Consider the following 19,980-nt stretch of genomic DNA (forward strand, 5'->3'; position numbering starts at 1 on the left):
CACGCGCCCCGGCGGAACAGTCCGCATTCCGGCCCCGGCTCCGCCGCCGCATGGTAGGACCGGTCGTGACGAGTGGAGGCACATGTGACAACCGAACCGGCCGCCCCCGGCCTGCCCCCGGTCACCGGCAGCCTGTACCCGGGCACCGTCGCGGAATCGACTCCGGACAAGCCCGCGGTGATCCGCCCCGCCACACGCGAGGTGCTCACCTACGGGGACCTCGAAAGCCGGTCGCGGCGCGTCGCCCACTACCTGCGCGGCGCCGGGCTTAGGCCGGGCGACCACGTCGCCATGATGTCCGGCAACGACGTGCGGATGATGGAGATCTACTGGGGCGCCCTGCGCAGCGGCCTCTACATCACCGCGGTCAACTGGCAGCTCACCGCTCCGGAAGCCGGATTCGTCATCGACGACTGCGGCGCCGACGCACTGTTCGTCTCCGCCGAGGCCGCCGCGGCCGTGGGCGGAGAGCTCCCCGCGGTGCCGCACCGAGTGGTGTTCGGCGGCAGGGTCGAGGGGTTCGAGGACTACGACGAGGTTCTCGCCGCCCAGCCGGACGCCCCATTGGACGGCCAGCCACGCGGCCAGGACATGCTGTACTCGTCGGGCACCACGGGCCGCCCCAAGGGGATCCGGCCGCCGCTGCCGGCGGGGGACGTCGACGCGATCCCCGACCCGTACACCGAGGTGTTCAAACCCATCTACGGGTTCGACTCCGATTCGGTGTACCTGTGTCCCGCGCCGCTCTATCACGCCGCGCCACTGCGGTTCTGCGGGATGGTGACCTCCATCGGCGGCACCGTGATCCTGATGGACCGCTTCGACGCCGAGGAGTCGCTGCGCCTGGTCGAGCAGTACCGGGTCACGCACAGCCAGTGGGTGCCCACCATGTTCGTGCGCATGCTCAAGCTCGCCCCGTCCGTGCGTGAGCAGTACGACGTCTCCAGCATGCGCTGCGCGATCCACGCGGCCGCGCCCTGCCCCGCGGAGATCAAACGCCGGATGATCGAGTGGTGGGGGCCGGTGATCAACGAGTACTACGCCGCCACCGAGGGCGTGGGGGCCACCTTCATCGACTCCGAGCAGGCCCTGGCGCACCCCGGGTCGGTGGGCATCAGCGTCCTGGGACCCGCTCACATCTGCGACGAGGGCGGCCGCGAACTCCCCGCAGGTCAGGTGGGCACCGTCTACTTCGAACGCGAAAGCGCCACTTTCGAGTACCACAACGACCCCGCGAAGACCCGCGCCACACGGCATCCCGAACACGACAACTGGGCGACCACCGGTGACATCGGCCGCCTCGACGACGACGACTTCCTCTACCTCACCGACCGGGCGGCCTTCACCATCATCTCCGGCGGCGTCAACATCTACCCGCAGGAGGCCGAGAACGTCCTCACCCTGCATCCCGGAATCCTCGATGTGGCCGTCATCGGCGTGCCCGACGACGAGCTGGGCGAAGTGGCTCTCGCCGTGGTCGAACCCGCGCCGGGGGTCCGCCCCTGCGCCGAACTCGCCGACGAGCTCCTCGCCTACGTCCACAACGAGATCGCCCACTACAAGGTGCCCCGCTCAGTGGTGTTCGTCGACGAGCTGCCCCGCACGCCCACGGGCAAGCTGGTCAAGCACCGGCTGCGGGAGCGGTTCGGCTGATATGGGTTTCGGGCGCGCACGCGCGGACGACGGCGCCCCTACCGGCCCGCCTCCGCGCGATACGCGCCCGGCGGCATCCCCATCACCGCGGCGAAGTCCCGCGCGAAGTGGGCCTGGTCGCTGTACCCGAGTTCTTGTGCCACGTCGGCCAACCGGGAGTCCGGGTCGTCGCGCAGCCGGGCCGACGCCTCCTGGAGCCGGCGCCGCCTGATGAGCCACGTGGGCGAGTAGCCGATCCGCCGACGGCAGATCCGCTGCAGCCGACGCTGATCCATCGAGAACCGGGCGGCGATATCGGCGACGCGAATCAGCTTGTCGTCGGATTCGACGTCGTCGACTATCGCATTGATGAGCAGTCCTTCGTCGTCGATGGTGAACTGCCGCAACCAGTCCAAGATGAGGGCGACGACGGCGTCATCCACCGCAGTGCCATCCCCCGCAGCGCCATCCACCTGAGCGTCGTCCACGTCCACGGGATCCCGCCCGCCCATCGCGGCCCGCACCGCCGGCACCAGGCGTCCGCCCTTCGGCACTTCCCGCACCGTCCCCGCGATGTCCGCCATGCTCCGGCACGTGAGAATCGTTCCCGCCGCCGGCCGCAGCAGAACGCCCACGGCCCAGGACCGCCCGCGCAGGTCCACCGTCGACAGACCGCGCTGCGGCCCGTACAGCGCCGCGACCGCCGGTTCGATGACGACGTTCGTTCCCGGGTACTCCAGGACCGGCTGGGCGAGAACCTCCCCGGCCGGCAGGTCCCACCGCGGGATCCACACGTGCCGGGCCAGCGCCGAAACATCGTGGGGCACGGGCAGGCGGCGCACGTCGACCCGGTTATCCGGTCGCACGACCCCCTTGCTCTGCGGCGCCGCGCCGCCGACCCCGCCGGCCTCCCCGGTCGCCCCGCCGTCCCCGCCCCCGAATCCCGTGCCGTCCACCCCGCCAAACTACTCCGTGCGCTGTCGCAAAAGTTCAAGATCGCGGCCCGCACCGGCTCCTAGCGTGGACCCCATGAGCGCAGCCACGAACAACTCCGCACACACCGCCGCCGACGGCGCCCACACAGTGAACGGCACCCCGCGCGGCTTCACCTCGCTCACGCCCTTCCTCGTCGTCTCCGACGCCGCGGCGGCGATCGACTTCTACGTCGCCGCCTTCGGGGCGATCGAGGTTTCGCGCGTCGAATCGCCCGCGCCGGACGGCGAGGGCGCGCTCGTCGCCCACGCCGAGCTAGATTTCGGCGACGGCCGCTTGCAGCTGGGCGATCCCAACCCCCAGTACGGCCTGGTCGCCGCTGCGCGCCCGGCAGGGCCGGACGCCGATTCCGTCAGCAACTCGATGACCCTGTACCGCCCGGACGTCGACGCTGTGGTCGAGCGCGCGCTGGCGGCCGGCGCGACTCTGCGCGAGCCGGTCACGGACTTCGTCTCCGGCGACAGGTTCGCGTCGCTGCTCGACCCCGTCGGCCGGCGGTGGAACGTCATGACGCGCACCGTCGACATCAGCGAGGCCGAAAGCGCACGTCGGGTGGATGAATGGGCCGCGGCGGGCTTTCCAGCGATGGACGGGTGACCCCGGACAGCAGAGGGCGCGTGCTCCGCCTCCCGAGGTTCCGGGGGTGGAACACGCGCCCTCGCGCGTGTGTGCAGCCTGCTGCTACACGTTATGGCAGGCCACGTAGTGGTTCTCGCCGATCTCCCGCATCTGCGGTTCCTCTTCCTTGCACCGGTCCGTGGCCAGCGGGCACCGCGTGTGGAAGCGGCACCCCGACGGCGGGTTGAGCGGCGAGGGCAAATCGCCCTCGAGCGCGTCGAACTCGTTGTCGTCGGCCACGCCTCGCGCGCGGTCCGGGTCGGGGATCGAGGAGATGAGCAGCCGGGTGTACGGATGCTTGGCCGAGTGCTCTATGCCGTCGCTGGGCGCGATCTCGCACACCTTGCCCAGGTACATGACCATCATCCGGTCGCTGATGCTCTTGACCACCGCGATGTTGTGCGCGATGAACATCATCGTCAGCTCGAACTCCTGCTTGAGTTCCTCGAGCAGGTTGAGGATCTGCGCCTGCACCGAGACGTCGAGACTCGACACCGGCTCGTCGCAGATGAGCATCTTGGGCTTGAGCATCAGGGCACGCCCGATGCACACGCGCTGACACTGCCCGCCGGAAAGCTCGCCCGGGGTGCGGTCCCAGACCGCGTCCGGGTCCAGCCCCACGTTGGTCAGCATCTCGCGGCCCAGCGTTTCGAGCCGCTTCTTGTCGCGCACGCCCCAGATCTGCAGGCCCTCGGTGATCAGGTGCTTGACCTTGCGCCGCGGGTTCAGCGACGACATCGGGTCCTGCATGATCATCTGCATGTGGTTGCGGAACTGCCGCAGCGCCTTGGGGTTGAACTTCTGCAGTTCGTAGCCGTCGAGCGTGACCGTGCCACTGGTGGGGGTGGGCAGCTGCAGCACCGCCCGGCCCGCGGTGGACTTGCCGCAGCCGGACTCGCCCACCACGCCCAGCGTCTCGCCCGCCAGCAGGTCGAAGCTGATGCCGGACACGGCATGCACCTTCTGCTTGCCCGCATCGAACTCCACGACGAGATCCTCGACGCTGAGCATCGGCTTGTCGTCGGGGCGCAGGTGCGCCTTGCCTGTTCCCGCCATCAGACGGCCTCCAACTTCAGCTCGCGGCCGGCTGCGGTGCGTCCGGCCTTCTCGTTGGCGGCGAGCGCCGCATCGCCCTCGGGGGTGCCGACGGGGAAGTGGCACGCAACCCTGTGCGGATGCTTCGGGTCGGCGCCGGGCTCGCCGTCGGCGTCCTTCGCGACGTCGAGGGCCGGCGCCTCGGTGAGGCACCGCTCCTGCGCGTACCGGCAGCGATCAGCGAAGGCGCACCCCGGAATGGGCTTGGTCATGTCCGGCAGACCGCCGTCGATCGATTCGAGCGGCGTGTGCGGCGCGTCCCCGAGGTCGGGGATCGCCGCCAGCAACGCGGTCGTGTACGGGTGCCGCGGGCTGGAGAACAGCTGCTTGGTCGGCGCCATCTCCACGACCCGCCCGGCGTACATCACCGCGACGCGGTCGGTCTGCCCCGCGACCACGCCGAGGTCGTGGCTGACCAGGATCGACGCCATGCCCATCTCGTGGCGCAGGTCGTCGAGCAGGTCCAGGATCTGCTTCTGCACCGTCACGTCGAGCGCCGTGGTGGGCTCGTCGGCGATGACGAGCGTGGGGTCGCAGGCCAGCGCGATCGCGATGACGACGCGTTGGCGCATGCCGCCGGACAGCTCGTGCGGGTACTGGTCGATCCGGCGCGCGGGTTCCGGGATGCGCACCTTGCGCAGCAGTTCGACGGCCCGTTCCCGAGCCTGCTTCTTGTCCAGGCCCATGTGCACGCGGATCGACTCGGTCAGCTGCGTGCCGATGTGCTTGAGCGGATTGAGCGCGCTCATCGGATCCTGGAAGATCATCGCGATGTCGTCGCCCCAGAGCTCCCGCTGCTGCTTACGGGTGATCGCCTGCATGTCGTGCCCCGCGAAGCGGACCTCGCCGGTGATGTGCGTGGCGTTGTCGCCGGAGATCAGGCCCATGGCGGTCTTGCCCAGCACGGACTTGCCCGAGCCGGATTCGCCGACCAGGCCCAGCGTCTCCCCGGCCTCGAGCGTCAGCGACACGCCGTCGACCGCGTGCAGCCATCCGCGTTTGGTACGGAAGCGGGTGGACACGTTGTCGACGGACAGCAGCGGCCCGTCGTACTTGCGCTCTGCGGCGCCCGGACCGGCGGCCGTCCCGGCGACCTTGTCGGCGCCGTCGTTGGTCTCGGCGGTGGTGCTCATCGGTGACCTCCATGTCCGCAAGGGGCGGAGTCTGACTGGTGTACGGGGGTGGGCCCGCGCCCCGCGGCGATCACAGCTTCACCCCGGACCGACCGGCGGTGGCCTTCTGCGCCTTCTCGCCGACGATGTTGAACGCGAATACCGTGAGGAACAGGAACACGCCCGGCACCAGCACGATGAACGGGTGCTGCTCGAACACGCCGCCCTGGCCCTCCGCGATCATGTTGCCCCAGGTGGGGTTGGGCGGCTTGATGCCCAGACCGAGGAAGCTCAGCGACGCCTCGGCGACGATCATCACCGAGATCATCACCATGCCGAGCGACAGCAGCGGCAGCGCCACGTTGGGCGCCAGCTCGCGGACCATCACGCGCCAGCGGGTGGCGCCCATCGCCCGCGCCGCCAGCACGAACTCGCGTGAGGCGAAGGCGATGGTGTTGGCCCGCGCGATGCGGATCATGCTGGGGATCGCGAGCAGGGCCAGCGCGAACGAGATGTTGCGCAGGTTCGGCTCCAGCACCGAGGCCAACGCGATCAGCAGGATCAGTGCCGGCACGGCCAGCAGCGAGTTGGTGAGCACGCCGATCACCGTGTCGGTCTTGCCGCGGAAGTAGCCGGCGCAGATGCCGATGGCGCCGCCCACCACGATGCCGATGACCACGGCGGCGACCGCCACGATCAGCGATGCCTGCGCGCCGTAGATGGAGCGGGACAGCAGGTCCAGCCCGAAGTTGTTGGTGCCCAGCGGGTGGTCCGAGAACAGGCTCGGAGGCTGGTACCCCTTCGAGCCGAGGGTCGCGGTGGTGTCCTTGTACTCGCCCAGCGGCAGCAGCGGCGCGAGGATCGCCGCGAGGACGAGCACTACCAGCCACACCCCCGACAGGACGAAGGTGAGGTCGAAGTCGCCACCGAAGCGGGCGAGGCCGATCCGGCGCAGGCCCGCGTAGATGCCGATCAGGCCCAGCAGCACCGCCGGCACGCGCACGCCCATGATGATCGCGGACGCGGCGAGCCCGAACAGGAGCAGAGCGATTCCGACGACGAGGAGGATCCCGCCGAGCCGGTAGAGCTTCTTGCGCTCGCGGGGGTCGTCGCCGATGAAGGGGTCGTCGGGGCCCGAGCTCATGGGCCCGTCGGGTCCGCCGAGGGACGGTTCGTCGATAAGGATGTCAGACATTTGCGCGTCGGCTCCTCGGGTCGAGGTATCCGTAAGAGATGTCGATGATGCCGTTGATGACCACGTAGATCACGGCGATGACCAGGACCGCGCCCTGCACCATCGGCATGTCGCCCTGCTGGGCGTGACGGACGATCAGCGAGCCCATGCCGGGGAGGGAGAACAGGACCTCCACGATCACGGTGCTGCCGATCATCGAGCCGATCGAGATGCCGAGCATCGTGATCAGCGAGAACGACGACGGCCGGAGCGCGTCGCTCACCAGGAGACGGAAGTTGGACATGCCCTTGGCCTTGGCCACCAGGATGAAGTTCTCCCGCAGCGTGGAGCACAGGTCGCTGCGCAGGATGCGGGTGAACATCGCCATCTCGAGAAGGCTGATGGTGACGGCCGGGAGTATCGCGTGGTAGAGGTTCTGCCCCGGGTCCTCCGAAAAGCGCACCCACTGCGAGCGCGGGAACCACCCGAGGTAGTTCACGAACACGATGATCAGCAGCAGGCCGGAGAGGAAGCTGGGGATCGACAGCACGCCGAACGTGCAGGCGCTGATCGCGCGGTCCACCCAGCCGCCCTCGTGCCGGGCGGACCACATCGCGACGGGGATCGCCACGACGAGCGCGATGATCAGGCCCATCAACGCCAGCTGCACACTCACGGGCAGCGCGGCGGAGATCTGGGAGCTCACGGTGCTGTTCGGCGGGAGCAGGGACTTGCCCAGGTCGCCCTGGAGCGCTCCGGAGAGCCAGTCCCAGTACCGGGTGAGGAACGGGTCGTTCAGCCCCATCTCGTCGCGTGCCGCCGCGTACTCGGCGGGCGTGTGGCCTTCGCCGAGTGAAGCCACCGCGGGGTCGCCGGGTATCAGCTGCACAAGAGAGAATGTGCCGATACTGACGACGAACAACACCACGACGAGCTCGACGATCTTCTTGATCACGACTCGTGCCATCGTCGTTGTCGCCTCCTTTCCGTTCTTGAATCGTCCGGTTGTCCGCGCACGGAACTGCGCCCCGGAGCGGATGCCACCGCCGACCGCCGCACACGTCACCCCCGCACAGGGGATCCAAGCTGCGAAAATACGATTGTGACCGCTGACTTGTCGCCCAATATCTTGTGACGTCAACCACGTTGAATCGTGGCCCGTCTCACTGGGCGAGACACACCCGCGGGGGGTCTGCGCCATGTGGCGCATCCGGCCGCTTCCAGGCCTGATACGCCGCCCTCGCCGTTCCCGCAAGGCGCCGGACTGCAACTCGGTTCCAGTAATTCACCGTCGTGACGGCCCGGTTCGTATACTTTCACACCTGGTGTGACTGCTGTCACCGAGTCATCCCGCTCAGCAGGCGGCCTCCGCGACGTCGGATCGCCGGGGCCTCCTGTCGTCCAACCGCGGTGCCGCACCAGACCACAACCCACGCCCCATCGCCAGAACACGCCCCACAAAGGAGAATCCCGTGACGTCGATGCCCCATCGCACCCGGCGCAGAACCGGCCGGGCTACCCGACTGGCCGCCGCGCTCGCGGCAGGCGCCCTGCTGGTGGCGGGTTGCTCGTCCGCGTCGGACTCGTCGTCGTCGGGCGGCACGTCCGGCACCATCGACCCGGACGCCGTCGCCACCGGCTGGGTCGGCGCCACGCACGGCGACGTCGACGGCGCGCAGGACGGCGGCAGCCTCTCCTACGCCACCTACAGTTCCGTCACCACGCTCGACCCGGCGAACCGCCAGGACGGCGGCGCCACCGGCGGCACCGAGATGGCCGCCATCTACGACGTCCTCATGCGCTTCGACAACGACTCCCACGAGTACCTCCCGCAGCTGGCCGAGTCGCTCACCCCCAACGCCGACAACACCGTGTGGACCCTGAAGCTCCGCGACGGCGTCACGTTCTCCGACGGAACGCCGCTGAACTCGGATGCCGTGGTGTGGAGTGTGAACCACTATCTGGAGAAGCGCGGCACCCACTCGCAGATCTGGAATGCCAGCGTGGAGTCGACGGTGGCGCAGGACCCGCTGACCGTGGTCTACACGTTGAAGAGGCCGTGGAAGGAGTTCCCGGCGATGCTCACCACCGGGCCGGGCATGATCGTGGCCCCGTCCTCGATGGCGGGCGGCGAGTTCACGCCCGTCGGCGCCGGCCCCTTCACGGTGAGCAACTTCGCCCCGCACGACGAACTGGCACTCACCGCGCGCCAGGGCTACTGGGGCGGCACCCCGCACCTGGCCGAGCTGCGTTTCCCCGCGATCGTCCAGGAACAGGGCAAGGTCGACGCCATCAAGTCCGGCGGGGTCCAGGCCGGGTACATCCGCAACGTGGACGTGATCCACGGTGCGATCGCGGGCGGCATGTCCGGGTGGTCCTACGCGGCCAACATGTCGAAGGTGCTGCTGATCAACTCGCGCGACGGCCGCGCGGGCGCGGACCCGCGCGTCCGCCAGGCGATCGTCGCCGCCGTCGACCCCGAGGTGTTCGACACGCGGGTCGAGGGCGGCTACGGCGAGCCGAACTCCGCGATGTTCCCGCCGTCGTCCAAGTGGAGCCAGGACGGCGACGCCCCCCGGTACGACCCCGACAAAGCGCGCGCACTGCTCGACCAGGCCAAGGCCGACGGGTTCGACGGCGCCCTGACCTACTCGGGCGTCAACGAGGCCGCCGCGCAGAACAGCGCGCTGGCCTTCCAGGCGATGCTGCAGAAGGTGGGCTTCACCGTGAACCTCGACCTCTCGAGCAGCATCAGCGACCTCGTGAAGACGATGTACGCCGAGCACGACTACGACATCGGCTACGCCGCGTTCAACGTGCTCGACGACGACCCGTTCGTCCGGCTGTTCGGCAACCTTTACAGCAAGTCCAGCGCCAACCCGATGGGGTACGCGAACCCGCAGATGGACGACCTGCTCATGCAGTTGCAGTCCGCTCCCGACGACGATGCCAAGCGCGACGTGCTGGCGAAGATGCAGAAGCTCGTCGACGACACCGCGCCGTTCGCCACGCTCGGCGCCGGCCGGGCCTTCATCGCGATGGACGACTCCGTGCAGGGAGTGAAGCCGAACATGGACGGCATCATGCTGTTCGACAAGGCGTGGATCAAGGGCGCCTGACGCCACGGCGCCGGGGGTCGGTTCGTTGAGTGACCGGGTTCGAGCCGGCCCCCCACCCGCCTGCGGGTCTGTCGCGGAACCCCCGCGAGAACGGCTCGCGGGCTGCGGAGTGGCCTCGCAATATCCAGACCGGCTCGCGCACCTCGCCGCGCCCGCCCCGCCCGCGCCGCCGCCGGTGATAGAACTGGTTCCTATGAGCACCCCGCCCGAGGCCGCCACCCTCATCGCCGCCGTCGAGAAGTCCCCCGCCGCCGTCGCCGTGCACGACCGCGAAGGCTGGCTCGGCCTCTTCTCGCACGACGCCGAGGTCTGCGACCCGGTCGGCTCGCGCCCCAATCACGGGCGTGCCGAGCTCACCGCCTTCTACGAGACCTTCATCGCGCCGAACGACATCACGTTCCACGTCGAACACGACACCGTCGCCGGCATGACGGTGTTCCGGGACCTCACGCTCGAGACGGTGATGGGCGGGCGCTCCGGCCCCGGCGGCACGACGGCGCCCGGCGACGTGGCCCTGCGGGTGCCCATGCACCTGCGCTACGACGTGGTCGACGTCGGCGGCGAAGGGCGCACCGAGGATCTGCGGCTCGAACTGCTGCACGCGCACTGGGAGTTGCCGTCGATGATCGGGCAACTGCTCGAGCACGGCGTGGTCGGCGCCGGGGTCGGCGCCAAGCTTGTCCCGCGGCTGCTGCGCAACCAGCGAGTCGGGGGCACCGTGGGTTTCGGTCGCGCGCTGCGCCGTGCCGGGCGCGAGGGCAAGTCGACGTTGGAGGATCTACTGGGCGCGCTGTCGTCCGGGGATGGCGCCGGCGCGCGGCGGCGCCTGGCGCCGGATACGCCCATCGAACTGCCCGGCACCGGCCGGAGCATGCCCGCCGAGGAGTTCGCGGGTACGCCGCGCGGCCTGCGCTGGCGCAAGCTGCTGTCCGCGGGAATGACCGTCACCGCGACGATCGAGTCGGACGGCGCGCGGGGCGTGGGGCTGTTCGAGTTCGACGGTCGGCGCGACCGGGTCAGCCGCGCACGCCTTTTCCTCCCCCGGTGACGACCCCGGGACGGCTTTCCACGACGGCGTCCCGCAGCACTTGCGCGCCGGAGGCGAAGCGTCGCACCCGTTCGACCTCCCACAGGCGGGCGGGCACCGCCCCGCGCAGTAGCGCCCGCATCGTGTCCGGCGACTCCCCCAGCGGCGCATCTGACCCCGCGAGGACGATGTTCCCGGTGCGGCGCCCCGCCAGCATCGCCGGGTCGGAGACGATCACCACGTGCGCGAACGCCTGCAGCATCGTCGCGGCCTCGCGCCGCGCGGTGCGGCGGTCGCGCGTGTCGCCGCAGTTGACCATGTAGATGCCACCGGGCGCCAGGACGCGGACGGCTTCGGCGGTGAACTCCGCAGTCGTCAGCCGCTGGGGCGTGACGGCGCCGGAGAACACGTCGCGGATGATCACGTCGCGGGTTTCCTCGCGGAGGGATTCGAGCACCGTACGCGCCTCCCCCGCGCGCAGCCGCAGGCGTGGCGCCCGCGGAAGGTCGAACCAACCGCGTACCAGCTCCGCCATCGCGGCGTCGATCTCCACGACCACCTGCCGCGCATCGGGATACCCGTCCGCGAGGTATCGGGCCATCGAGCAGGCGCCGCCGCCCAGGTGCAGCGCCCGCAGGTGGTGGTCCGCAGCCCAGCGCGGTTCGATCAGCGCCGCGAACCACCGCATGTACTCGAAGTCCAGCCGCCGTGGATCGTCCAGGTCCACATGGGAGCTCTCCACGCCGTTGACCTTGAGCACCCAGCCGTGGGGCGTGAAGCGGTCCGGAACCAGTTCGCATGTGCCGGTGTCAATTTCGTACACGCCTGCGACAGGACCGCCGTCGCCCGGGCCCGGATCGGATGCCCCACCGCGCCGTGACCGTCCCTTACGGTCTCCCCGCCCCATCAGACGCGCTCGCGGAGCTCCCGCTTGAGCAGCTTGCCGCTGGCGTTGCGGGGCAGCTCGTCGACGAAGACCACGCGCTTGGGGACCTTGAACGACGACAGCCTGCCGCTGACATGCGCGATGAGGGACTCCGCGGTCACCGGCGCGCCGTCGCGGAGCACGACGACGGCCGTCACCGCCTCGATCCACTTGTCGTCGGGCATGCCGACCACCGCCGCCTCCGCCACCGATTCGTGCGTGTAGAGGGCGTCCTCCACCTCGCGGGACGCCACGAGCACCCCGCCGGTGTTGATCACGTCCTTGATGCGGTCGACCACGGTGATGTAGCCCTGCGCGTCCCGCGTGACCAGGTCTCCCGAGTGGAACCAGCCGTCACGGAAGGCCTCCGCCGTGGCGGGTTCGTCATCCCAGTACCCCTCGCACAGCTGCGGCGAACGGTAGAGGACCTCGCCCGGCTCGCCGTCCGCGGTCTCGTCGCCGTCGGCATCCACCACCCGGGACTCGACGTAGAACACCGGCCGGCCGCACGAGTCCGGCCGGTCGTCGTGGTCCTCGGGCCGCAGCACGGTGGCCAGCGGGCCGATCTCCGACTGGCCGAAACAGTTGTAGAAGCCCAGCTCCGGGTACCGCCCGCGCAGCCGTTGCAGCACGGTCACCGGCATGATCGAGGCACCGTACTGGGCTTTCGTCAGCGACGACAGGTCGCGTTTCTCCAGATCGGGGTGGTTCGCCAGCGGCACCCACACCGTGGGCGCGAGGAACAGCGAGCCGATCCGCCGGGCCTCGACGGTCCGCAGGATCTCCGCCACGTCCGGCGCCGGGAGCAGCGTGATCTCCGCCCCCACCGCGAGGTACGGCAGCATGAACACGTGCATCGCCGCCGAGTGGTAGAGCGGCATGCAGATCAGCGGCCGGTCCTCGGCGGTGAGGTCGAGCGCCATGATGCAGGAGACGTACTCGCACATCAGCGCGCGCTGCGTCATCATCGCACCCTTGGGCCTGGAGGTGGTGCCGGAGGTGAACAGCAGCTGCGCCAGGTCGCCGCCGCCCACGTGGCCCTCCTCCGTGAGCTCCTCGTAGGTGGGCACCGCGCCCCCGCGGACTCCGTCGAGGAAGCAGGACGCTCCGTCGCGCAACAGCAGGACCATCTCCACGCCGAGGTCGCCGCACACGGGCGCGGCTGCGTCCTCCAAGTCCGGGTCCACCAACAACGCGCGGGTCGCCGTGGTGCGCAGGACGTGCGCCAGCTCCTCACCGCGCAGCGCATAGTTGACCGGCACGTGCACCAGCCCCGCCCGCGCGCAGGCGAGGAACCCGATCAGGTACGCGTCGGAATTGGTGCCGAACGCCGCCACCCTGTCGCCGATGCGCAATCCCTTGGACCGGAGCCATCCGACGCCGCGGGACACGGCGTCGTCGAGCTCCCGGTAGGTCCACGTCCGGCCCTCGAAGACGAGGGCGGCACGGTCGGGGTGGCGCGTCGCGGAACGGCGCAGTACGCCGTCGACCGTGTTGGCGTGCGGGTCCAGGCTCATAGCCGCAGATCGTAGCCGGGTTCCGCGGCGGCCGGAACCCGTACGCACTGCCCCGCCGCCAGGCGGACGGGCGGCCAGGCCCCTGCCCGTGGATACTGGCGGCATGGAGGACACGACCGGCACCGCGCCGACGTCCGGAGAAGCGGACCAGGTGCTTGCGGACACGCTCGAGGACGCCGTGTTCGACGGCGCGGACTTCACCGGGGCCACCCTGCAGGGCGCCAACTGGACGCGCGTGGGCTTCACCGGCTGCAGCTTCCGCGACACCGACTTGTCCGGCCTGGTGACCGAGGCGGCGACGTTCACCGACTGCGACTTCGCCGGCGCCGTGCTGACCGACTCGCACCATTCGGGGAGCGCCTTCCGCAACTGCCGGTTCGAGTCCGCATCCCTGCACGGCAGCACGCTGCGCCACTCGTCCCTGCTGGGCAGCGTGTTCGACCGTTCCCGGCTGCGGCCGCTGACGCTGGATGAGGTCGACTTCACCCTCGCCGTGCTCGGCGAGACGGACCTGCGGAAGGTCGACCTGTCCGGCTGCAGGCTGCGCGAGGCGGGCCTGACGGGCGCCGACCTGCGCGACGCGGTGCTCACCGGAGCCGACCTCACCGGCGCAGGGGTGCACGGTGCGCGGCTGGACGGGGCGGATCTGCGCGGCGCGCGCGTCGACCCCGGTCTGTGGGTGACGGCGAGCCTGCGCGGCGCGCGGGTGGACGTGGAGCAGGCGATGGCGTTCACGCTCGCGCACGGGCTGAGCCTGGGGTGACGCGGCGGCATCCGGCCTGACCGTCTCGTCGGCACGCGGCCGGCGGCGGTCTCAGCCGAGCCGCTGCACCCGGGCCCGCGCGTGCTCCACGCCGTCGACCAGGAACCACAGGCCCACGCCGCCGTCCGTCGCTGCGCTCCGCACCCGCAACCGCGCACCGGGCTCCACCGGGCGAAGGTATTCGATGATCACCCGGTGCGGCGCCGACCGCAGCGCCGGTTCCTCCGCCAGCAGGTCCTCGACCGCCTGCAGGTAGACGGCGTTGTTGAGGTGCCGCATGGGGTCGATGTCCGCGGATCGCAGCGCGAAATCCTGCTCGTCCGTCCCGTCCGTGAACGCCGGGGCCGCGGCGGTGAGCATGGGCCGCCAGCGCAGCCGATGCTCGGTGGTGCGCGCGAGCAGGTCGGCCTCGAGCTCGTCGCTGATGCGCATGGGCGCACCCGTCTCCGGGTTGATGCTGATCCAGAACGCCTCGGTCTCGATCAGCCCACCGGGGGCTCCCGCGGTCTCCTCGCTCGTCAACCGCACCCGCATCGTGGCCCAGCGGGTGGACATCGCCGAGCACCAGCGCTGAAGATGCAGCTCCGAGTGCCAGCGGATCGGCCGGAGCACGTCGATGACGCTGCGGCGCACCACCCACACCGGGTTGACGTCGCCCGGCATCTGCGCGATGTGGTCGAACGCGATGTCCTGCAGGAAGCGGGCGACCCCGTCCAGGCGGAGGCGCTCATCCCGGTCCACGTCGCCCGTGCGCACCCGGCGCCGGTCCTCGAACATGGGGCCCGATTCCGGCATGGGCTGCAGCGGCTCGGGCGCGCTCACCGCGCCGTCCGCGGACTCGGCGGCACCCGGTCGCGCAGGGACCTGCCCGTTCACAGCGCCGAGGACAGCTTGTCGCCCAGCAGCTTGGCGAACGCGGCCGGGTCGGACAGCTCGCCGCCCTCTGCCAGCACCGCCATGCCGTAGACCAAGTGCGCGGTGTCCGCGAGCCCGGCGTCGTCCGGCCGGGACTCGTGCGCCGCGCGCAGGCCCGTCACCAGCGGGTGCGTGGGGTTGATCTCGAGGATCCGCTTCATCTGCGGAAGCTCCTGCCCCATCGCCCGGTACATCTTCTCCAGCTGCGGGGTGATGTCGAAGGAGTCGCCCACCACGCACGCCGGCGACTCGGTGAGACGCGTGGACAGCCGCACCTCCTTGACATCCTCGGACAGCAGCTCCTGCATCCAGCCGGTGAGTCCCGCGAACTCGCCGGAACGCTTCTCCCGTTCCTCCTCGGCGGCCTTGCGCTCGTCCTCGCTGTCCAGGTCCACCTCGCCCTTGGCGATCGACTGGAAGCGCTTGCCCTCGAAATCCTGGACCGCGTCCACCCAGACCTCGTCGACGGGGTCGGTGAGGATGAGCACCTCGACGCCCTTGGCGCGGAACGCCTCCATGTGCGGCGAGTTCTCGACGGCCTGCCGCGACTCGCCGGTCATGTAGTAGACGACGTCCTGGTCCGCGCCGGCCCGCTCGATGTACCCGGCGAGAGTGGTGCGGGCGGGGGCGTACTCGTCCGAACCGTCCCCGGCCTGATCCTCGACGCCCTGTTCCTCGTCGCCCTGCGCCGCCGCGGTGTACGTCGACTCGAACGACGAGACCTCGAGGATCTTCTTCTGGTTGTCGGCGTCGGAGAGCAGCCCCTCCTTGAGCACCCGCCCGAACTGCTCCCAGAAGGTCGCGTAGTCGTCGGGCCGCTTGTCCTTCATCTCGGCGACGGTGGCCAGGACCTTGCGCACCAGCCCCTTCTGGATGCGCCGCACCTGGCGGTCCTGCTGGAGGATCTCGCGGGAGACGTTGAGCGAGAGGTCCTGCGCGTCCACCACGCCCTTGACGAAGCGCAGGTACTCCGGCATGAGCTCTTCGCAGTCGTCCATGATGAACACGCGCTTGACGTACAGCTGCACGCCGCGGCTGTGTTCGCGCTGGAACAGGTCGAACGGCGCCTGCGACGGGATGAACAGCAGCGCCTGGTACTCGAAGGTGCCCTCCGCCTTCATGGGGATGACCTCGAGCGGGGAGTCCCAGCCGTGGCTGACGTGCCGGTAGAACTCCGCGTACTCCTCGTCGGTGACCTCGCTGCGCGGGCGGGTCCACAGCGCCTTCTGCGAGTTGACGGTAACGACCTCGCGCGTCGGCTCGCCCGGCTCCTCCCCCTCCTCGGGCGGCGGCGCGGGCACCGTCTTCTCCATGCGGATCGGCCACGCGATGAAGTCCGAATGCCGCTTGATGATGCCGGTCAGCGTCTGCTCGGAGGTGTAGTCGAACAGGTGGTTCTCGTCGTCCGCCGGCTTGAGGTCCAGCGTGACCGAGGTGCCTTGCGGCGCGTCGGCGACGTCCTCGATGGTGTAGGTGTCCTCGCCGTGCGACTGCCACTTGGTGCCGGCGTCCTCGCCCGCCTTGCGTGAGACCAGCGTGACAGTGTCGGCCACCATGAACGTGGAGTAGAACCCGATGCCGAACTGGCCGATCAGCGCCTCCGCCGCCGCGGGGCTGTCGGAGTCCTTGGCCTCCTTGGCCGCCACGAGCGCCTCGCGCAGCTGACCGGTGCCGGACTTCGCCAGGGTGCCGATGAGGTCGACGACCTCCTCGCGTGACATCCCGATGCCGTTGTCGCGCACCGTCAGCGTGCGCGCCTCCGGATCCGCGATCAACTCGATGTGCAGGTCGGACGTGTCGACGTCCAGGTCCTTGTCCTGGAACGCGGCCAGCCGCAGCTTGTCGAGCGCGTCGGACGAGTTCGAGATGAGCTCCCGCAGGAACGAATCCTTGTTGGTGTAGATCGAATGGATCATCAGATCCAGGAGCTGGCGCGACTGCGCCTGGAACTCGCGCGTTTCCACCGAGGGTGCCACGGGATTGTCCTTTCGAACGAACTGTCCTGCCTGCGCTCTCGCCGCGCGCGGGGCCCGCACGCGGCGATGCGGCGGTGCACTGTCGCGCACTTCCGCCGACCGGCATGGTAGCGCGCGGTACGGACACCGCCGGCGCGTGGACCGGAGCGGGGCGGCAAGGCGCCACCCGACCGGCGGATTCGAGCCGATCCGAGCTCTCCGCCACACCACCGACGAGAACTGTGCTTGGATCACATCAGACCACTTTGATCACAACAGAAACACGCAGTCTGGTCACAGCTGAATCGCCCAGTCTGGTCGCCGCAGATACATCCAGCCCAATCGGAAGGTCCGAGCATGTCGTTCTGGGAGTCGATCTGGCTCATCATCGTCGTATTCGCGTTCGTGTGCTATCTGATGGTGCTGTGGACGATCATCACGGATCTGTTCCGCGACCACAGGCTCAGCGGCTGGTGGAAGGCCGTCTGGGTGATCTGCATGTTCATCTTCCCGCTGTTCACCGCGCTCGCGTACCTGATCGCCCGCGGCCAGGGCATGGCCGAACGCCAGCGCGAGGCGATCGGCGCCGCGAAGGCCGCCCAGGACGATTACATCCGCAGCGTGGTGCACCAGTCCTCCCCCGCGGAGCAGATCGCCGACGCGAAGTCGCTGCTGGAGAACGGCACGATCACCCCGGACGAGTTCGAAACGATCAAGGGCAAGGCACTGGCGTGACATCCGGAACGGCGGCGGCGCGATGAAGAACCTGCTCTCCAAGATCAGCTTCTCCCAATGGCTGGGGCTCGTCCTGGCGGTCCTGGCCATCATCTTCGTGTTCACCAACACGAACACGGCGAACATCACGTTGTACGGGCTGCATCTCAGCGGGCCCACCTGGCTGATCCTGCTGATCATCCTCGCCATCGGCTGGCTGATCGGCCTGCTCACGGGTAGAAAGCGGTACAGAAGCAACTGAAAGAGCTCGTCGTCGCGCACGCCGGGAGGTGACCGGGATGGACAGCGCCGGTACGGCCGCGCCCGCCATCGAGGTGGTGCGGGGCGATATCACCCTGATCAGGGTCGACGCCGTCGTCAACGCCGCCAACTCGTCACTGCTCGGCGGCGGGGGCGTCGACGGCGCGATCCACCGCGCGGGCGGGCCTGCGATCCTCGCCGAATGCCGCGCACTGCGCCGCACCACACTTCCCGACGGTCTTCCCGCGGGCCAGGCGGTCGCCACCACGGCCGGCGACCTGCCGGCGCGGTGGGTGATCCACACCGTCGGGCCCGTGCACTCCCCGACGGGCGGCGAGCGGCAGGCGGCGCTGCTCCGGTCGTGTTATGCGAGCAGCCTCGCCGTGGCCGACCGCCTGCACGCGCGCACGGTGTCGTTTCCGCTGGTTTCCGCCGGCGCGTACGGCTGGCCGGTCGATGATGCGGTCGCGCAGGCGGTCGAGGGGATCCGCGCATCCGGCACCGCAGTGGGGGCCGTGACGCTGGTGGCCTTCGACGAGCACGTCGCCGACTTGATGCGCCGGGCCCTCGCCTGACGACGCGGCATCACCCGCCGGTGGCCACAACCAGGTTCAGCGCCCGTCCGCCGGGCCCTCACCAGACCTGGTGTCGGTTTCCTCAGGCCACAACCAGGTTCAGCGCCCGTTCGCCGGGCCCTCACCAGGCCTGGTGTCGGTTTCGTCGGCGCGCGCCCTCTTCGCCGCATCACGCAACTCGAGCCCGTCGGTGAGCATGTCGCCCACCTCGCGGGCCACGTCGCGGACGCAGGTCGTGATGATGGTGGCGATCCGCCCCACCCGCACCGCCGTCGACTCCGTCAGCTCCTGAGCAATGTCCTTGCGCGATTCGAACTTGCCGACCATCACGCACCCCTCCCTTCTGTCCGCGCCCTGCACCCCGCGGCCGGCGGCCGTGCAGGCCTGTCCACCCCATCATGCCGCACCGGACGACCGCTCGATCACCACCGTGGGCACACCGGGGCGCCCCACCAGCGCGTTCGGCAGCGCGAAGCGGAAGATCTTCCCCCACACCGAGCCGATCTGCCGCAAGAATCCGCCGGTGTTGTAGGGCAGTCCGTAACGGCTGCAGATGTCCTCGACCCGCGGGGCCAGCTGAGGATAGCGATGCGCGGGCAGGTCGGGGAACAGGTGATGCTCGATCTGATGCGACAGATTGCCGGACAGGACGTGGAACAGCGGGCTGCCCGCGATGTTCGCGGAGCCGAGCATCTGCCGCACGTACCATTCGCCCCGGCTCTCGTCGGCGGTCTCCTCCTCGCTGAACGACGCGACGCCCGTGGGGAAGTGGCCGCAGAAGATGATCGAGAACGTCCACAGGTTGCGGACGAGGTTGGCGGCACCGTTCCCCACCAGCGTGGTGACGAAGAACGGCCCGGTGAGCGCGGGGAACACCGCGTAGTCCTTGAGCACCTGGCGGCCGGCCTTGCGCCACCAGCCCACCGCCAGCGGCTTGATGTCCGCCCAGCCGCGCTTGCCCTGCACCACGTTCTCGATCTCCAGGTCGTGCAGCATCACGCCCCATTCGAACAGCACCATCAGCATAGCGGCGAACAGCGGATTGCCCAGGTGGTGCGGGTACCACCTCTGATCCGGGTCCATGCGCAGGATGCCGTAGCCGATATCGCGGTCCTTGCCCACGATGTTCGTGAACGTGTGGTGCATGTAGTTGTGCGAGTGGCGCCACTGGTCCGCCGGGCAGACGGTGTCCCACTCGAACTCCCGGGAGTTCAGCCCGCGTTCGCGCATCCAGTCGTACTGGCCGTGCATGACGTTGTGGCCGATCTCCATGTTGTCGAGGATCTTCGACAGGCTGAGTGCGCCGACGCCCGCCAGCCACACCGGAGGCAGGAACGGCACGTACATCGCGGCGCGGCCTGCCACCTCCATGCCTCGCTGCACCTTGATGACGTCGTAGATGTATTTGCGGTCCGCGGCGCCGAGGTCCGCCACCGTCTCGGCGCGCAGCGCGTCGAGCTCCCGGCCGATCTCCTCGACGTCCTCGCGGCTCAGGACCACCGCGCCGGGCCGCGCGTCATCGTCGCGTCGAGCAGGTTCTCGGCGGGTGATCGTGCGGCCCAGCGGGCCCAATAGTGCGAACATG

General features: G+C 69.6%; 19 protein-coding genes. 8 read left to right on the plus strand and 11 right to left on the minus strand.

Features of this window, described 5'->3' with window-relative positions; genetic code table 11:
- Positions 1 to 132: 132 nt before the first annotated feature.
- Positions 133 to 1,653, plus strand: a complete 1,521-nt coding sequence (locus tag FO059_RS16425; protein ID WP_143910850.1) for an AMP-binding protein — start codon at positions 133 to 135, stop codon at positions 1,651 to 1,653.
- 38 nt (positions 1,654 to 1,691) lie between these two features.
- Here FO059_RS16425 and FO059_RS16430 read toward each other — a convergent pair whose 3' ends face one another.
- A complete protein-coding gene (locus tag FO059_RS16430; RefSeq protein WP_143910022.1) occupies positions 1,692 to 2,588 on the minus strand; it encodes a helix-turn-helix domain-containing protein in 897 nt (298 codons plus the stop codon).
- A 73-nt stretch (positions 2,589 to 2,661) separates the two neighbouring features.
- Here FO059_RS16430 and FO059_RS16435 point away from each other — a divergent pair, with 73 nt between their 5' ends.
- The gene (locus FO059_RS16435; protein ID WP_143910023.1) at positions 2,662 to 3,222 is read left to right on the plus strand and encodes a VOC family protein; all 561 of its coding nucleotides are present in this window, start codon (positions 2,662 to 2,664) and stop codon (positions 3,220 to 3,222) included.
- 84 nt (positions 3,223 to 3,306) lie between these two features.
- Here FO059_RS16435 and FO059_RS16440 read toward each other — a convergent pair whose 3' ends face one another.
- The 4 genes from FO059_RS16440 to FO059_RS16455 form a co-directional block, all read right to left on the minus strand.
- Positions 3,307 to 4,299, minus strand: coding sequence for an ABC transporter ATP-binding protein (locus FO059_RS16440; protein WP_143910024.1), 993 nt, complete (start codon positions 4,297 to 4,299; stop codon positions 3,307 to 3,309).
- Positions 4,299 to 5,471: an ABC transporter ATP-binding protein gene (locus FO059_RS16445; protein WP_143910025.1), complete on the minus strand. Its 1,173-nt coding sequence runs from the start codon at positions 5,469 to 5,471 to the stop codon at positions 4,299 to 4,301. The genes FO059_RS16440 and FO059_RS16445 overlap by 1 nt, the downstream gene beginning before the upstream one ends.
- 70 nt (positions 5,472 to 5,541) lie before the next feature.
- A complete protein-coding gene (locus FO059_RS16450; RefSeq protein ID WP_143910026.1) occupies positions 5,542 to 6,645 on the minus strand; it encodes an ABC transporter permease in 1,104 nt (367 codons plus the stop codon).
- Positions 6,638 to 7,591 carry an ABC transporter permease gene (locus FO059_RS16455; protein WP_143910027.1) on the minus strand — a complete coding sequence of 318 codons (954 nt, stop codon included), beginning with the start codon at positions 7,589 to 7,591 and terminating at the stop codon, positions 6,638 to 6,640. The genes FO059_RS16450 and FO059_RS16455 overlap by 8 nt, the downstream gene beginning before the upstream one ends.
- 514 nt (positions 7,592 to 8,105) lie before the next feature.
- Between FO059_RS16455 and FO059_RS16460 the strand changes: the two genes are divergently transcribed.
- On the plus strand, positions 8,106 to 9,743 hold the full coding sequence (locus FO059_RS16460) for an ABC transporter substrate-binding protein (protein ID WP_143910851.1): 1,638 nt from the start codon (positions 8,106 to 8,108) through the stop codon (positions 9,741 to 9,743).
- 193 nt (positions 9,744 to 9,936) lie between these two features.
- On the plus strand, positions 9,937 to 10,791 hold the full coding sequence (locus tag FO059_RS16465; protein ID WP_143910028.1) for a nuclear transport factor 2 family protein: 855 nt from the start codon (positions 9,937 to 9,939) through the stop codon (positions 10,789 to 10,791).
- On the opposite strand, the gene FO059_RS16470 is transcribed toward FO059_RS16465, so the two are convergent.
- Complete coding sequence (locus tag FO059_RS16470) at positions 10,760 to 11,677, minus strand: spermidine synthase (protein ID WP_143910029.1); 918 nt, start codon at positions 11,675 to 11,677, stop codon at positions 10,760 to 10,762. The genes FO059_RS16465 and FO059_RS16470 overlap by 32 nt on opposite strands.
- Positions 11,677 to 13,212 carry a fatty acyl-CoA synthetase gene (locus FO059_RS16475; protein WP_143910030.1) on the minus strand — a complete coding sequence of 512 codons (1,536 nt, stop codon included), beginning with the start codon at positions 13,210 to 13,212 and terminating at the stop codon, positions 11,677 to 11,679. The genes FO059_RS16470 and FO059_RS16475 overlap by 1 nt, the downstream gene beginning before the upstream one ends.
- A gap of 103 nt (positions 13,213 to 13,315) precedes the next feature.
- On the opposite strand from FO059_RS16475, the gene FO059_RS16480 reads away from it, so the two are divergent.
- Entirely contained in the window at positions 13,316 to 13,975 is a 660-nt protein-coding gene (locus FO059_RS16480; RefSeq protein ID WP_143910031.1) for a pentapeptide repeat-containing protein, read from the plus strand.
- Between the two features lie 51 nt (positions 13,976 to 14,026).
- Here FO059_RS16480 and FO059_RS16485 read toward each other — a convergent pair whose 3' ends face one another.
- Together FO059_RS16485 and htpG are read right to left on the minus strand one after the other, a co-directional pair.
- Positions 14,027 to 14,851, minus strand: a complete 825-nt coding sequence (locus FO059_RS16485) for an acyl-[acyl-carrier-protein] thioesterase (RefSeq protein ID WP_233266672.1) — start codon at positions 14,849 to 14,851, stop codon at positions 14,027 to 14,029.
- Positions 14,848 to 16,866 carry a molecular chaperone HtpG gene (gene htpG, locus FO059_RS16490; protein ID WP_143910032.1) on the minus strand — a complete coding sequence of 673 codons (2,019 nt, stop codon included), beginning with the start codon at positions 16,864 to 16,866 and terminating at the stop codon, positions 14,848 to 14,850. The genes FO059_RS16485 and htpG overlap by 4 nt, the downstream gene beginning before the upstream one ends.
- A gap of 336 nt (positions 16,867 to 17,202) precedes the next feature.
- On the opposite strand from htpG, the gene FO059_RS16495 reads away from it, so the two are divergent.
- The 3 genes from FO059_RS16495 to FO059_RS16505 are packed head-to-tail and all read left to right on the plus strand — an operon-like array spanning position 17,203 to position 18,395.
- The gene (locus tag FO059_RS16495; protein ID WP_143910033.1) at positions 17,203 to 17,580 is read left to right on the plus strand and encodes a PLDc N-terminal domain-containing protein; all 378 of its coding nucleotides are present in this window, start codon (positions 17,203 to 17,205) and stop codon (positions 17,578 to 17,580) included.
- A gap of 22 nt (positions 17,581 to 17,602) precedes the next feature.
- Positions 17,603 to 17,821, plus strand: coding sequence for a hypothetical protein (locus FO059_RS16500; RefSeq protein ID WP_143910034.1), 219 nt, complete (start codon positions 17,603 to 17,605; stop codon positions 17,819 to 17,821).
- A gap of 37 nt (positions 17,822 to 17,858) precedes the next feature.
- Positions 17,859 to 18,395, plus strand: coding sequence for an O-acetyl-ADP-ribose deacetylase (locus tag FO059_RS16505; RefSeq protein WP_143910035.1), 537 nt, complete (start codon positions 17,859 to 17,861; stop codon positions 18,393 to 18,395).
- Positions 18,396 to 18,494: 99 nt separating this feature from the next.
- On the opposite strand, the gene FO059_RS16510 is transcribed toward FO059_RS16505, so the two are convergent.
- Together FO059_RS16510 and FO059_RS16515 are read right to left on the minus strand one after the other, a co-directional pair.
- Positions 18,495 to 18,722 (minus strand): hypothetical protein, encoded by a 228-nt coding sequence (locus FO059_RS16510; RefSeq protein WP_143910853.1) that lies wholly within the window; start codon positions 18,720 to 18,722, stop codon positions 18,495 to 18,497.
- 69 nt (positions 18,723 to 18,791) lie between these two features.
- On the minus strand, positions 18,792 to 19,979 hold the full coding sequence (locus tag FO059_RS16515; protein WP_143910036.1) for a fatty acid desaturase family protein: 1,188 nt from the start codon (positions 19,977 to 19,979) through the stop codon (positions 18,792 to 18,794).
- Position 19,980: the final 1 nt, after the last annotated feature.

Source organism: Tomitella fengzijianii (genome assembly GCF_007559025.1).
Taxonomy (GTDB): Bacteria; Actinomycetota; Actinomycetes; order Mycobacteriales; family Mycobacteriaceae; genus Tomitella; species Tomitella fengzijianii.